At 66.9% G+C, this 12223-nt stretch carries 11 protein-coding genes and 1 pseudogene; 2 read left to right on the top strand and 10 right to left on the bottom strand.

What is annotated here, in order from left to right:
* Positions 1 to 311 precede the first annotated feature (311 nt).
* From HDA33_RS06170 to HDA33_RS06140, 7 genes are all read right to left on the bottom strand, one after another.
* Positions 312 to 905: a hypothetical protein gene (locus HDA33_RS06170; protein WP_184171877.1), complete on the bottom strand. Its 594-nt coding sequence runs from the start codon at positions 903 to 905 to the stop codon at positions 312 to 314.
* A gap of 15 nt (positions 906 to 920) precedes the next feature.
* Positions 921 to 2027, bottom strand: coding sequence for a peptidoglycan DD-metalloendopeptidase family protein (locus tag HDA33_RS06165; RefSeq protein ID WP_184171875.1), 1107 nt, complete (start codon positions 2025 to 2027; stop codon positions 921 to 923).
* Positions 2024 to 3382: a MinD/ParA family ATP-binding protein gene (locus tag HDA33_RS06160; RefSeq protein ID WP_184171873.1), complete on the bottom strand. Its 1359-nt coding sequence runs from the start codon at positions 3380 to 3382 to the stop codon at positions 2024 to 2026. The genes HDA33_RS06165 and HDA33_RS06160 overlap by 4 nt, the downstream gene beginning before the upstream one ends.
* 162 nt (positions 3383 to 3544) lie before the next feature.
* Positions 3545 to 3835: a glutaredoxin family protein gene (locus HDA33_RS06155; protein WP_184171871.1), complete on the bottom strand. Its 291-nt coding sequence runs from the start codon at positions 3833 to 3835 to the stop codon at positions 3545 to 3547.
* 14 nt (positions 3836 to 3849) lie between these two features.
* Positions 3850 to 4338, bottom strand: coding sequence for a hypothetical protein (locus HDA33_RS06150; protein ID WP_184171869.1), 489 nt, complete (start codon positions 4336 to 4338; stop codon positions 3850 to 3852).
* Positions 4339 to 4408: 70 nt separating this feature from the next.
* Positions 4409 to 5266 carry a tyrosine-type recombinase/integrase gene (locus HDA33_RS06145; protein WP_101963358.1) on the bottom strand — a complete coding sequence of 286 codons (858 nt, stop codon included), beginning with the start codon at positions 5264 to 5266 and terminating at the stop codon, positions 4409 to 4411.
* 115 nt (positions 5267 to 5381) lie between these two features.
* Positions 5382 to 5606, bottom strand: a complete 225-nt coding sequence (locus HDA33_RS06140; RefSeq protein WP_100056066.1) for a hypothetical protein — start codon at positions 5604 to 5606, stop codon at positions 5382 to 5384.
* 309 nt (positions 5607 to 5915) lie between these two features.
* Between HDA33_RS06140 and HDA33_RS06135 the strand changes: the two are divergent.
* A pseudogene (locus HDA33_RS06135) lies at positions 5916 to 6967 on the top strand (IS3 family transposase).
* A 31-nt stretch (positions 6968 to 6998) separates the two neighbouring features.
* Here HDA33_RS06135 and HDA33_RS06130 read toward each other — a convergent pair.
* On the bottom strand, positions 6999 to 7310 hold the full coding sequence (locus tag HDA33_RS06130) for a putative quinol monooxygenase (protein WP_068102119.1): 312 nt from the start codon (positions 7308 to 7310) through the stop codon (positions 6999 to 7001).
* 108 nt (positions 7311 to 7418) lie between these two features.
* On the opposite strand from HDA33_RS06130, the gene HDA33_RS06125 reads away from it, so the two are divergent.
* Positions 7419 to 8360, top strand: coding sequence for a GlxA family transcriptional regulator (locus HDA33_RS06125; RefSeq protein WP_184171867.1), 942 nt, complete (start codon positions 7419 to 7421; stop codon positions 8358 to 8360).
* Positions 8361 to 9100: 740 nt separating this feature from the next.
* Here HDA33_RS06125 and HDA33_RS06120 read toward each other — a convergent pair.
* Positions 9101 to 9319: a hypothetical protein gene (locus HDA33_RS06120; protein ID WP_184171865.1), complete on the bottom strand. Its 219-nt coding sequence runs from the start codon at positions 9317 to 9319 to the stop codon at positions 9101 to 9103.
* Positions 9320 to 9575: 256 nt separating this feature from the next.
* Positions 9576 to 10718, bottom strand: a complete 1143-nt coding sequence (locus HDA33_RS06115; protein ID WP_184171863.1) for a calcium/sodium antiporter — start codon at positions 10716 to 10718, stop codon at positions 9576 to 9578.
* Positions 10719 to 12223 lie beyond the last annotated feature (1505 nt).

Raw genomic sequence — 12223 nt, 5'->3', positions numbered from 1 at the left:
AAGGTGAGCGGGGCACGCATGGTGCCAACGTCTCCGTCTTGCACAGGCGGGCCGGGCCTCGGTCCCCTGGGGTGAGCGCCGGCGGAGCGCTAGCGGAGCCGGTGCTCACCCGTGGCCGTGCAGGGCGCCCGCCCTGCCGCGGGGGTGTGGGGGCCGCGTAGGCCCCCACAGGTGATGGGTTCATGAGGCATGTTGCAGGCACATCTGAACAAAGGGCGGCCCCTCCAGCCTGAAACGGGATGGGCTGGAGGGGCCTTCGCGGGAGGCCCGGAGGGGGGTGGGCCTGCGACAGCGCGGGTTCAGCGTATCGGTCAGAACAGGTTCTGCCAGGTGTAGTCGCTGATCTGTGGATTCTTCTTGTCGTCGGTCATCTGGAAGACGAACATACGGCGGGTGTGGCCGTCGTGGGTCTTGCCCCCCGGTTCGCGCCAGGTCCAGGTGACGTTGACGTAGATCGCGTTCGGGTCGCTGTCGGGGACGATGGTCACGTTCGGTTCGCTGGTCCAGTTCCCTTCGGCTGCGGCGATCCACTCCGGGGTGGAGGTCCCGCGATCGGAGACGAGGATCTTCTTGGCTCGCGCTGGGGTCATCAGGTGCGCCGCGCGCGGGGCCGACGCGGACTCGTCCAGGTCCTCGGCCGGCTTCCAGGTGGTCATGATGCGCGCGGCCTCGACGGCGACTTCTTCGGCCTTGTTGGCGGGCGCGTAGCTCAGGGGTCCAGCCGTGGGCGTGGGGGTGGTCGTGCTCATCGAGGCCGAGGCCGGGGCTGGGGTGGTAGCTGCGGCGGCTTGGCCCTCGGGTGTCGCCGCAGGGCGGGTGAAGGTCCAGAGCAGCAGAGCACCGGCCAGGGCAGCCACGCACAGCAGGGTCAGGCTGGTCAGGGCCATGAGACGTTGGCGGTTCATCGGGTGCCTTTCGGGTTAGGACGCGCAGGCGTCGGTGACGTCACGGCCGGGTGGGCAGACGGCCACGCCGTTGGCTTCGAGGATGGGGCGGGGGTCAATCGGGGCGCCGCCGTTGGGGGCGTTGATCTGGAAGTGCAGGTGGGGCTTCATGCCGTCCAGGCCGGTGTTGCCCTCGGTGCACAGGGCCTTGCCTGCGGGCACGGCTTCCCCCTCGGAGACGCGGATAGAGCCGGCGGCGCAGTGAAGGTACTTGAGCGTGTAGTGGGGGGCTTCGTCCTGGACGCCTTCGACGTACATGCCAGAGGCGGGGTCGCTGTTGATGCCGGTGACGGTCATGGCGGTGGCTGCGACCACGGTGCCTGGGGAGCCTGCCGGGTTGGCGAAGTCCAGGGCGTTGTGGTTGGCGATGAAGTCGTCGCAGCCCACACCTGCGACGCAGCCGCGGTAGCCGAAGCCGGAAGTGAAGTACGAACCGGGCAGGGGATGGGTCCAGTCACCGGCGACGACGACATCATCGCCGCCGACGACGGGCTTGCACTCGGTGGTGTAGATCGCGGTGCGGGCCAGGATTTCGGTCCAGTAGGCGGTGGCGTCGGGGTGGTCGGGCACGCCTCCGGCGTCCTCGACGACGGTGAAGCCGAGCCGGTAGCCGGACAGCACCATCTTGACCAGCTCTTCCTCGTCGCCGTTGGCGAGGTCGGTGTAGCGGTCCTTGAGCCACTTCAGGAACCGGGCCTGGGCTGCAATGGAGTCGCGGCCGTTGTAGGGGTCGCCTCCCTCGCCGAAATCGGGCCAGGTGTTGTCCTTGAACTGGGCCAGCCCACGCGCCCCGGAGGGGGAGGTGGCGGAGGGGTCCCAGGTGGACTCCTGGAAGATCTGGGAGGCGATGAGTTCCTGGCTGAAGCCGGAGACCTGGGCGGCCTTGGCCACGTCCTCGCGGTACTCCTCGGGGATCTGGGCTTCACCGGCTTCGCCGGCGGCGCAGATTTCCGCGATACCGCCGCCGGTCTGTGTGGTCTTGGAGGCTTGGAAGCTCGCCGCGGCCACGAACGGGAGCATGACGAGGGCCGCGCCCAGGATCAGCAGGAACAGGACAACGAGGGCCAGTCCTGCGCGCTTCACGCCAGCCCCTCGATGAGGGCGGCGGTGGCCTCGAGGTAGGCGCGGCGGGTCTTCTTGTGCAGGCGGTCCCAGTCGATCTCGTCGCCCTCGTCCAGAGCGGGGTCGAAGGGGATGACGATGACGGCGGCGACGTGCTGGGCCAGCAGCTCGCGGACCTTGTCCAAACGTTCGGTGGAGGCTTCGGCTGGCTGGGTGATCAGCGCGATGGAGCGGGAGAGCTTGTCGGCGTGGCCGGCCTTGCGCAGGGCGTCGATGGTCACGAAGGCGCGGCGGGCGGCGTCCTCCTTGTTCGTGATGGCCACGACGACGGTGTCGGCCACGTCCACGGCTGCCTGCCAGGTGGCGGCGGTGGAGGCGTTGCCGGTGTCCACGATGGCCAGGTTGTAGTGCTGGCGCAGGACGGCGTGCATCTGACGGAAGGCGTCTGCGTCGATGACCTCGCGGTCGCCTGCGTGGTCCTGGGAGGCCAGGACGTGGAAGCGGTTATCGCCCTGAGCGCGGACGTAGCCGGTGAGCTTGTCGACGTGCTCGGGGGTGCGGAACTGGTCGATGTTGGCCAGCAGGTCCAGGGCGGTGTGGTGGTGGGAGGCCGGCATGGCCCGGTCGGCCAGGTTGCCTGCGTTCTCGTTGTTGTCCCAGGCCAGGACGGTGCCGCCACGGACGCGGCCGAGAGTGGCCGAGAGCAGGTAGGTGGCCGTGGTCTTGGACGCGCCGCCCTTGATGTTCACGACGACGGCGGTGCGGTGCCCGGGCAGTCCGCGCTGAACGGTGGTGATCAGCTCGCGGGCGTGCTGCTCGTCGGCGGAAGGGGCCAGGCGCCAACCGAAAGCCTCGTTGAGTGCGCCGCGCCAGCCTTCGCGCGCCGGGGCCTTGCGGCGGCGCTCGGGGCGGGTGCGGGTGGCGAACGTCTCGGCGGTCGAGACCGGGGCCGCGGGGGTCTTGGGCGCGGTGGGGGTGAAGTGCTGGTCGGTGATGCCGGGCAGGTCGGAGGTGATCGTGACCTCGTGGCCGAGCCGGTCGGCGGCGGACTGGCCGATGGTGGCCAGGGCCGAGGGCTGCACGGGCGAGGCGACACCAGTGGGGTCGGTCAGGGTGAAGGCGGTGTAGGAGAGCGTGTAGGCGGGCCGGGCCGTGGTGTCCGGGGCGGGCGTGAGCTGCCCGTCCTCGTGGACGGTGAAGGTGGCCGGGTCCACCGGCAGGGCCTTGTAGGCGTCCGTGACCGCAATGGTGGGGGTGTGGCCGCTCCGGGAGGTGGTCACGGTGTCCAGGGCGGTGGCCAGGTCGGTGGCCGGCAGGCGGGTGCCGGTGGAGTCGGTCAGGATGACCTGTCCGGTCAGATGCAGGGTGGTGCTCATGGTCATGTCCTCCTGGAAGGTGGCCGGGGTGGCCGCGTCTTGTCTGGGGTCGTCCTGGATTCGCGTGCAGGGGGTGGGGGTGTGTGGCAGGGCTGAGCATGAGCAAGGCCCCCACCCGGGCGGTTGGGGGCCTTGGCTGCGTCGTCGCTGGTCGGTCGGTACCTAGAGGCTGGGTCCGGCGACGGCTGGGCTCGGGGCGGTCGCGGACTCCAGGGCGCGGGCCTCGGCCACGGCTCGGGTGTAGGCGTCGGGGTTGAATCCGCTGGTGGTCGTGGTCGGGGTTTGCAGGATCGGGGTCTGCAGCTTGCCGGCCTGCCGGAACGCATCCACGAGGTCGGGTCGTGTGGAGAGGTCGACGTAGGTGTACGGGACCTGTGCGCGGTCGAGCACCTTCCGGGCCAGGCGGCAGGGATCGCAGTGCGGTTGGCCGTAGAGGGTGATGGGGGTGGTCATGGTGTCCTCCTGCATCAGAACGGGTTCTCGGTCTCGATGCGGTCAGCGGCGTTGCTGGACTCGTCGGCGGTGAGGATCAGCTCGCAGATGTCCTCGACGGTGAGGTCCTTGTCCGTGGCGTTGTCCAGCCACCATCCGGCGCGGGTCAGTGCCTGGGCGGCCGCCAGGACGTCGGTGGTCTGCTGGTCCGGGGTCTCATCGGAGTCCAGGACGTCGGAGAGCACCTGGTAGCGCACGCGGGTGGCCCAGTTGACCTGCTTGTCCGAGCCGGTGAGGTCGGGCAGGTTGTGTTCTTGCGCGAACTGGTCGGCGTCCAGGAGTGTCTGCCGGTTCTGCAGCTCGAGGTCTTCAGAGCTCTTCTTGCGGAAGCACGAGGTGCAGACGCGGTTCTTGCCCAGACCGAAGGCGTGAGCCTTGCGTCGGCCAGCGGGGACGCGGGCGAGGTCCACGGTCTCGGTGTGGCCGCAGCTGAACTCGATGGGGAGCTTGGTCTTGATCGCCATGATGATCCTTCGTCGGACGGTGTGGTCGAACGAGGTTCGCGGGGGGCGGCGGCGGTGGTGTGTCCGTCGGCTAGGAGGCGAGCGCGTGGATGCGGTCGGCCACGGCGGGAAGCGTGCTAATCGCGGCGACGTCGCGGGCGAGCTTGGCGGCGGCGACCCGGGTGTAGACCATCGTCGTTGAGACGTCGGCGTGGCCCAGGAGATCGCGCAGGGCAAGGATGTCGAGGGAAGCGGAGTAGACGTGCGTAGCGAAGCGGTGGCGCAGGGTGTGTGCGGACCAGCCCTCTTCTAGGAGGTCGTTGATGCGTTGAGCGATGGAGTTGGGGAGGTAGTGGCCGCTGGGGTTGCGGTCAGAGGGGAACAGCCAGCCGTGTGAGGGTACGAGTTGGAGGGCTTCGGCCAGGATCGGGTGGACGGGGACATGGCGGATGTGGCCGCCTTTGCCGGTGACCCGGATGGTGCCGTCGTTGATGTCTTCTCCACGCAGGATGGCCATCTCGCCCACGCGGAGCCCGCCGAGGGAGCCGAGTAGGAGCATGAGGATGTCGGTGGGGCGAGTGCATCGGGCGACGGCGCTACGGAGGACGTGGTCTGGTGTGGGACGCGGTAGGCCGCGGGGCACACGGATGTGGGGGAGTCCTGCGGTCGGGTCGCCGGTCACTCGCCCTGCATGTTGCCCCCACCGGTAAAAGGCCCGGATCGCGTCGAGAGCGTTCTTGCGGGTCGCCGGGGACTTTCCGACCGTGGTCAGCCACGCGCTGATCTGGGTCGTGTCGAGCGTCCAGGGTGTGCAGCCGTGAGCCGTGGCCCACGTCTCGAGGCGGGTGGCGTAATGCACGCGGTTATTGACGGTCTGTGGCCGTCTGAACACGCTGAGCCAGGACTCGAACGCCGCCACGTCGGCCGTAGTGTGACGTTGCTTCGACATGGGTGCCTCCTGCCATCGGACCGGGTGCAGTGATCTTGGCAGAGGTGGCGTGGGCAAAAAGGGAGGGACCGCCCAGTTGTGGGCGGTCCCGGCGTCGTCGGACGTTGTGCAGGACTCAACCGAAGCGTGGCTGCGGGACGAACATGAGGCCGATCCAGGCCAGCGCCCCGAGAATGGTGGGACCGGCGTATAGGTCTGCGGGGCCACCCATGTACCAGGCGAAGCCGGCGACTGCGGCGACGGCGAACGCAATGAACTTGGCCATCGCGAGGAGCGAGCTGATGGGGCGGAGGATGAAGCCGATCACGGCCATGACTGCGAGGGCGATCAGGAACCACATGGCGGGCCTTCCTAGTGCGGAGTGACTGGTCCGTTCAGACTGTGCGCCCGCGCGGACGCGTTAAGACGAGCGTGAGGGCGATGGTCCACTTCACTGTGTCGTTAATGAGTTTGGGGGACAAGTAACCGAAGGGTTACTGGTTCGAGTCCAGTCGGGGGAGCTGACGAGAGTCAGATCCTCCACGCGAAGCCCCCGCACCGACCAAGTCGGTGTGGGGGCTTCTTCGTGCATCGAGGTTGACGGGACTGGTGCGTGAAGAGGTGACATACGATCTGTGGTGTTCGCACACCACAGGGAAGGATGCGCGCCATCCCCGCCCCCTACCCCCGAGAGTTCCGCGATGACGTCGTCCGCGTGGCCCAGAACCGCGAGCCCGGTACTCGGCTGTGCCAGATCGCCCAGGACTTCGGCATCTGCGAGTCTTGCTTGACGAACTGGATGCGTCAGGCAGAGATCGAGGCCGGCAACAAGCCCGGCACCACCGCCACGGAAGCTGCGGAACTGCGGGCAGCCCGGCGCAGGATCCGTCTGCAGGAGCAGGAGAAGGAAGTCCTGCCCCGGGCAGCGGCCTACCTGTCCCAGGCGAACCTGCCGAAAAAATGATGTACCCGCTCGTGAAAGAGCTCGCCACTGACGGGATCCCCGTCGTGGTGTCCTTGCGGGTGCTCAAGCTCGCCCGCCAGCCTTACTACCGCTGGCTGGAGAACCCTCTCACGCGAACCGCCTGGCGGCTCTGCCAGGCCAACGGGTGGCACTGAGCGTTCGGGACCAAGCGGGGCGAGAACGGGCGCCGGCCCGGCCCGCCCGTGCACGATGACCGTGTCAAGCGCCAGTTCACCGCCCAAGGACTGAACCAGCTCTGGCTGACCGACATCACCGAGCACCCCACGGGCGAGGGCAAGCTCTACCTCTGCACCATCAAGGACCTCTACGCCGGACGGATCGTGGGGTACTCCATGGCCGGGCGCATGCAGGCCTCGTTGGCCGTGGACGCCCTTCACCAAGCCGTGGCGCGGCGAGGAGACACGAGCGTGGTGGTCGGGTGCGTGGTGCACTCCGACAGCGGCTCGCAGTTCCGCTCGAACGTGTTCCAGGACGCCCTCACCCGGCACGGGCTGCTCGGTTCAATGGGACAGGTCGGCTCGGCCGGGGACAATGCGGCCATGGAGTCCTTCTTCGCGCTCCTGCAGAAGAATGTGCTCGATCGACGGCAACGGGCCACACGGGAGGAGTGACGCACTGCGATCGTGACGTGGATCGAGAAGACGTATCACCGGCGGCGCCGGCAGGACCGGCTGAGTCGGTTGACCCCGGTCGAGTACGAGTTGATCATGGACCCCACGACCGCACACGCGGCGTGAGACAAACTGTCACCTATCCATGCACCAGTCCCTACGGGAGCTTGGACGCGAGGACGTCGGCCGGCAGGATCTCGGGTGCAGCGCCGAGGAGGTGCTGGTTGGCCGTCAGGGCTGCGACGATGGCGCCGTTGGCGTGGGCGTCGCGAGCGGCCTCGTCGGGGAATGCATCGAAGATCCAGAAGGTGTCGGCGTGGGTCCTGACCGCGAACCAGACAATCGTTCCTACTTCTTCGTTGGCGAGGGCGACAGCGCCGGCGAGCAGATCGGCGAGCGCGTCGTGCTGTCCATCGGCCGCGACGATCTTGGCGACGAAGGCATACGGAAGTGATGCGGGTGTGGACATGAGGGGTTCTCCTGGGTGTCGAGGTTTCGTGGTGAAGCGAGTTCAGCGTATGACGAGCAAGGGCATGTGAGAAGTGGCGTATACGACAGTATTGCTATTGTTCACGCCATGCGTATCGGACTGATCGCGATCGACGGCTGCTTCGGTTCGGCTGTCGCGTCGATCATCGACATCGTGCGGGTGGCCGACGGAGCCCGCAGCGATGTCGACCCGCGGATCGACCCGATCGACCTCGCCATCCTCGGACCGAAACGGCAAGTGACCACGACGACATCGATGACCCTGTCGGTGGACCACCCGCTGTCGGAGTCCGCAGAGTTCGACGTGGTCGTCGTCCCCGCGCTTGGAACCCTCACGGCCGCTGCTACCCACGACGCCCTCCAGAGCCGAGATGCTCGTTCGGTCATCGCCTCGCTCGGGCGCCTCGACGAGGCGACCACCCGGATTGCCGCGGCGTGCACCGGCGTGTTCGCCGTCGCCGAGACCGGACGGATGCATCATCGGCGGGCGACGACCAGCTGGTTCCTGGGGCCGGAGTTCCTGAAGCGCTATCCGACCGTCGCCCTCGATCTCGACACCATGGTCGTGGTCGACGGGAACCTCGTCACCGCCGGCGCCGCGTTCGCCCACATCGACCTCGCGCTCTCACTCGTGCGATCGATCAGCCCCGACCTGGCCCAACATGTCGCCAAGTGCCTCATCATCGACGAGCGTCCGTCGCAGGCGGCCTTCGTCGCCTACGAACATCTCCGGCACGAGGACCCGATCGTCGTCGAGTTCGAACGCTTCGTGCGCGCCCGCCTGGACGAACCGTTCAACGTCGCCTTCGTCGCGCAGTCGCTCGGCACCAGCCGGCGCACCCTCGAACGACGAGTCCGTGCGGCGCTCAACCTCACTCCGCTCGGGTTCGTCCAACGGCTTCGCACCGAACGCGCTTGGCACCTCTCAGCAACCACGGATCTCACCTCCGCCGAGATCGCGCGACGGGTCGGCTACACGAACGCCGAGACTCTGCGCTCCCTCCTGCGCAGGGAGCGACGCCGTTCCTGACCTATCGCCATGCCTGTAGCCGGTGTCCTCGTGCTCGACTGGAACCACCTCTCAGCACGTCGCGTCGACGCTACTGCGTCGCCCCTGGACGACCCACTCGACACGCCCGCAGCACAGGCCATGTGACGTGCCCCGGCTTCCCGGACGGTCGGGGTCGGGTGGCTGTGATGTGTCGCTGCGTTCTCGTCGAGGGGGTCAGCAGACTCGATCAGGGTCAATTGAGATGAGACGCGAAGGCGCTCAGGTCAAGGCGGCCGAAGCCGGCCGGAGGGGTAGCGTCGGTCACGTCGAGGTCTTTCGGATGGATGGCGTAGGAACCTCCATCGTCGGGAGACCTCGACGTCTACCTGTGGACCGACGCGCCCGGCGACCTACACCCTCATCTGGGAAGAGCCACCGTGGCGGCATCCCTAGACGCTCCTCTGAAGAGGGTCGTCTTGTGCACCACCGCAACGCTGACCGTGACTCGGTACTGACCTGACAGGTCCCATCGGCGCCCGCGCCCTCACCGCACTTGGTGAGTGGCGGGCGCCATCGTGTGTAGTGGCGGCAGATACGAAGGGGTTTTGGCGCGCTCGGGGGAAGGAGCACGGGAAGGGTTGTGAGTCGCAGCGGTAAATGGCGTGGTTCTCGCGGCGTTTAGTGGCCGATGAGCAATGCCTGCCGTGGCGGAGAGCGGCGATATGCCATCGCCCGCAGACGCCGAGCCTTGCGTTCCTTGTATGCCGATGACGGGTGGTTCAGTTTTCGGCGGCTTGTTCGCTGAGCAAAGCCGAGGGGGGCGCGGCCGGCGGGCCGGCCGTGGTGCGGAAGGACTGGAGCATGTAGCCACCGAACCGGCGCCATTCGCCTGGTGCGCGGCGGACTTCCGCTTGGAAGAGTTCGGTGCCCGCATCCGCTGACAGGAACACGTCGCTGAAGGCGAGATCGGTGGCCTGCTGTTCGAGGATGAATAGCACCAGTCGCGGAACGCCTCCGAGGGATGTTCCTTCGCCCGGGCTGCGGCTTCTTCCGTCCGTCGGCGTAGCGGCGCACCAGGGTCTGTCACAGGGGGGCGTCGCAGGCGACGCTCATGATCTCCATATCTTCCACAGGTCGTAGGCCCCGGACGAGGCCACACGCCCGTTTACCGGAGACCAGCGACCGTCCTCTGCCCGCCAGGGACGGAACGCAGAGCAGTCGAGTCCCAGGTCCGCAAGGTGCCGATGCCCATGGTCAGGACACACCTGGTGTTCCTCCGAGGCCCTGACGCCCCTTGCGCAGCCCGAGCTCGTAGGAGGTGAAGGCGATCAGTGTGACGGCCACCAGCGGGAGGACGAACCAGACCATGACGGCGGTGAAGCCTTCCAGCGCGTCGTGCGCGGTGGCGGCCAGGACGACGTAACCCGTATAGGCCAGATACAGGGCCACGAACAGGGCACCTTCCCAGCGGGCCACCGCGAAGCCGGTGAACGTGACAGGCAGCAGGGCGAGGGCGGCGGTGAGCATCACCGGGATGTCGAAGGCCACCGCGGCGTTCGAGACCGGGATGCCGCCAGAAGCGACCAGCGCGGGCAGTCCAAGCACCACCCCGATGTTGAAGATGTTGCTGCCCACCACGTTGCCCACGGCCAGATCACGTTCGCCACGGCGCACCGCGATGATCGAGGTCGCCAGCTCCGGCAGGGACGTCCCGACCGCCACCACGGTCAACCCGACCACCAGGCTGCTTACGCCTAAAGTGGTGGCGATGCTCACCGCCCCCTCGACCAGCAGCGTCGCGCCGCCCACCAACAGGACGACCCCCAGCGCCACGAGCAGAAGCGACCTGCCGGTCGAAGCGGGAGACGGCTCCTCGCCCTCACCGGCAGCGTCGGGGACGGACGCGCCACTGGATGACCCTGCCCCGTGGACCGGGGACTTCGCCTCGCGCCGGCTGATGACGACGGTCAACACCACGTGCGCCACCACCGCGCAGAACAGGATCAGCCCCTCGACCGCGCTGATCCGCCCGTCGAGGGACACGAGCAGCAACCCGACCGACAGAGCCACCATTAAAGGCAGGTCGAAACGTACCAGCCGTTGCCTCACGATCAGGGGAATGACTAGGGCGGAGAGCCCGAGGATGAGCAGGACGTTGACGATGTTGCTGCCGACCACGTTGCCCACGGCTAACCCGGGTTCATCGCGCAGGACCGCGCCGATGGTGACTGCCAGCTCCGGTGCCGAGGTGGCGGCCGAGACCACCGTCAGCCCGACCACCAGGGAAGAAATGCCCACCCGCCGGGCCAGGGCCGAGGCCCCGCGCACCAGAAGCTCTCCGCCCAGTATCAGCAATACCAGCCCAGCAACGATCCGTCCCACGTCCAGAAGGTCCATGGGCAGGAGTCTACGGACCACGCCGGACGATTCGTTCGGCGTATCGCGCGAATGCCCCGCAAACGAAGCATTCCGCTACAAAGTCAGCCCCCGGCGAACTGCGAGCTCGTGCTGCGCCGCACCGCTGAGGAGCCCAACGCGATGTGGCAGGCCGACCACACCGTGCTGGACATCATCGTCCTGGCCGCGAACGGAAAGCCCGCCCGGCCCTGGCTCACGGTCGTGCTCGATGACTGTTCCAGGACGGTGTGCGGCTACGCCATGTTCCTCGGGCTGCACTCCCATCCTCACAATCGTAGCGGGTGGCCAAGCCCCACCATTGCTTGTCGCCCAGCACCGCTGCCGGCCCTACAGGATGACGCCGGCGAAAATTCGTCTGGTGATGGCGTCGATGGGACAGCCCGACACGAATGTCGGCGGTTTGTGCAAAGAGCTCGGCATCACCCGTCAGACCCTCTACCGCCATGTCTCGCCCACGGGAGAACTCCGCGAAGCGGGGCGAAGAGCGATCGGGAAGCGCTAGCGTGGTCAAACACTTGTGCGTTGTTTGCCTGGGATTGCTGTTCATCTCAGCTTCGCGTGAGGCAGTCGGCCTGTGTCTGATCGTCAAAATTCTGCGGCGGTCATACATGCCGCATCCTGTCAGTAGTGGGCACTTGGTCTCGCCCGAGACAATCTCGCCCGTTGTTTCCCGGCCAGTCAGCCGAGAATGTTAATCTAGTAAGGGTCGACAGAATCAATCTTTGGAGTGTGGACTGGCTCGCCCTCCTGTGGATGTGAACGTACAGTGGCGGGCTTTTTGAAGCTCTTGATGGCGCCGACCGCGAGGACTCCTCGCGTCAGAGGGATGTGTCCAACCAATGGCATCCCCTGACCCAGGGCTCTTGGTCAGGGGTTTCGCCAATCGATCACTACGGCTGAGTTGAGCGGCACGGGCCCGCGCGTGAGGACATGCGGCGTTCCGTTGAACCATGCCCCGCGCTTGTTCGATCGGGCCAGACTTGTTATCCACTGCAGATTTGCATTCGTCGTATCGCGCGACGATCGGTAAGTTTTGGCGTCGACAGCTCGCACCTCTCGCTGGTCGATTGGCTCGCCTGTCGCGGTGATCTGTCGGTCGAAAACAACCGAGTGCCCGATCTCATCGACGGGGATCGCCCAGAACTCTAGGGATGGCAGCTCGACTCCAGCGACGCTTCTCCATGCTCTCCAGATGGCGTGGGGTCGGATCGGTGACAGGAAGACCACGTCGGTCCAGGCAGCCTCTACCAAGGGGATCCAGGTGTCTCGGAGGCGGCGGCGTTCCGGAGTGTCGTCGTACTTCGAAAGCGCATCTGCGTAAGCGTCAGGGTCCGAAGCTGCCAGTGCACTTAATGACGTGAGCTCGTCAGCTGAGGCGTTGCGGCTCGACCGGGCATGAAACACGCATCTTTCAATGTCCATCGCTCGATCATTCCGTATCGGCTGAGGTGAGCGTGCCCCATGTAGCGAACTCGGAGGCATTG

Source organism: Micrococcus endophyticus, assembly GCF_014205115.1.
Lineage (GTDB): Bacteria > Actinomycetota > Actinomycetes > Actinomycetales > Micrococcaceae > Micrococcus > Micrococcus endophyticus.
The sequence above is the reverse complement of the archived record's forward strand: the minus strand, read 5'-3'. Positions and strand labels throughout refer to the sequence as shown.

What these genes read in the sequence shown, in the direction of transcription:
- HDA33_RS06170 (WP_184171877.1), bottom strand. Translation starts at nt 905, where the DNA reads ATGAACCGCCAACGTCTCATGGCCCTGACCAGCCTGACCCTGCTGTGC.
- HDA33_RS06160 (WP_184171873.1), bottom strand. Translation starts at nt 3,382, where the DNA reads ATGAGCACCACCCTGCATCTGACCGGACAGGTCATCCTGACCGACTCC.
- HDA33_RS06155 (WP_184171871.1), bottom strand. Translation starts at nt 3,835, where the DNA reads ATGACCACCCCCATCACCCTCTACGGCCAACCGCACTGCGATCCCTGC.
- HDA33_RS06150 (WP_184171869.1), bottom strand. Translation starts at nt 4,338, where the DNA reads ATGGCGATCAAGACCAAGCTCCCCATCGAGTTCAGCTGCGGCCACACC.
- HDA33_RS06145 (WP_101963358.1), bottom strand. Translation starts at nt 5,266, where the DNA reads ATGTCGAAGCAACGTCACACTACGGCCGACGTGGCGGCGTTCGAGTCC.
- HDA33_RS06140 (WP_100056066.1), bottom strand. Translation starts at nt 5,606, where the DNA reads ATGTGGTTCCTGATCGCCCTCGCAGTCATGGCCGTGATCGGCTTCATC.
- HDA33_RS06130 (WP_068102119.1), bottom strand. Translation starts at nt 7,310, where the DNA reads ATGTCCACACCCGCATCACTTCCGTATGCCTTCGTCGCCAAGATCGTC.
- HDA33_RS06125 (WP_184171867.1), top strand. Translation starts at nt 7,419, where the DNA reads ATGCGTATCGGACTGATCGCGATCGACGGCTGCTTCGGTTCGGCTGTC.
- HDA33_RS06115 (WP_184171863.1), bottom strand. Translation starts at nt 10,718, where the DNA reads ATGGACCTTCTGGACGTGGGACGGATCGTTGCTGGGCTGGTATTGCTG.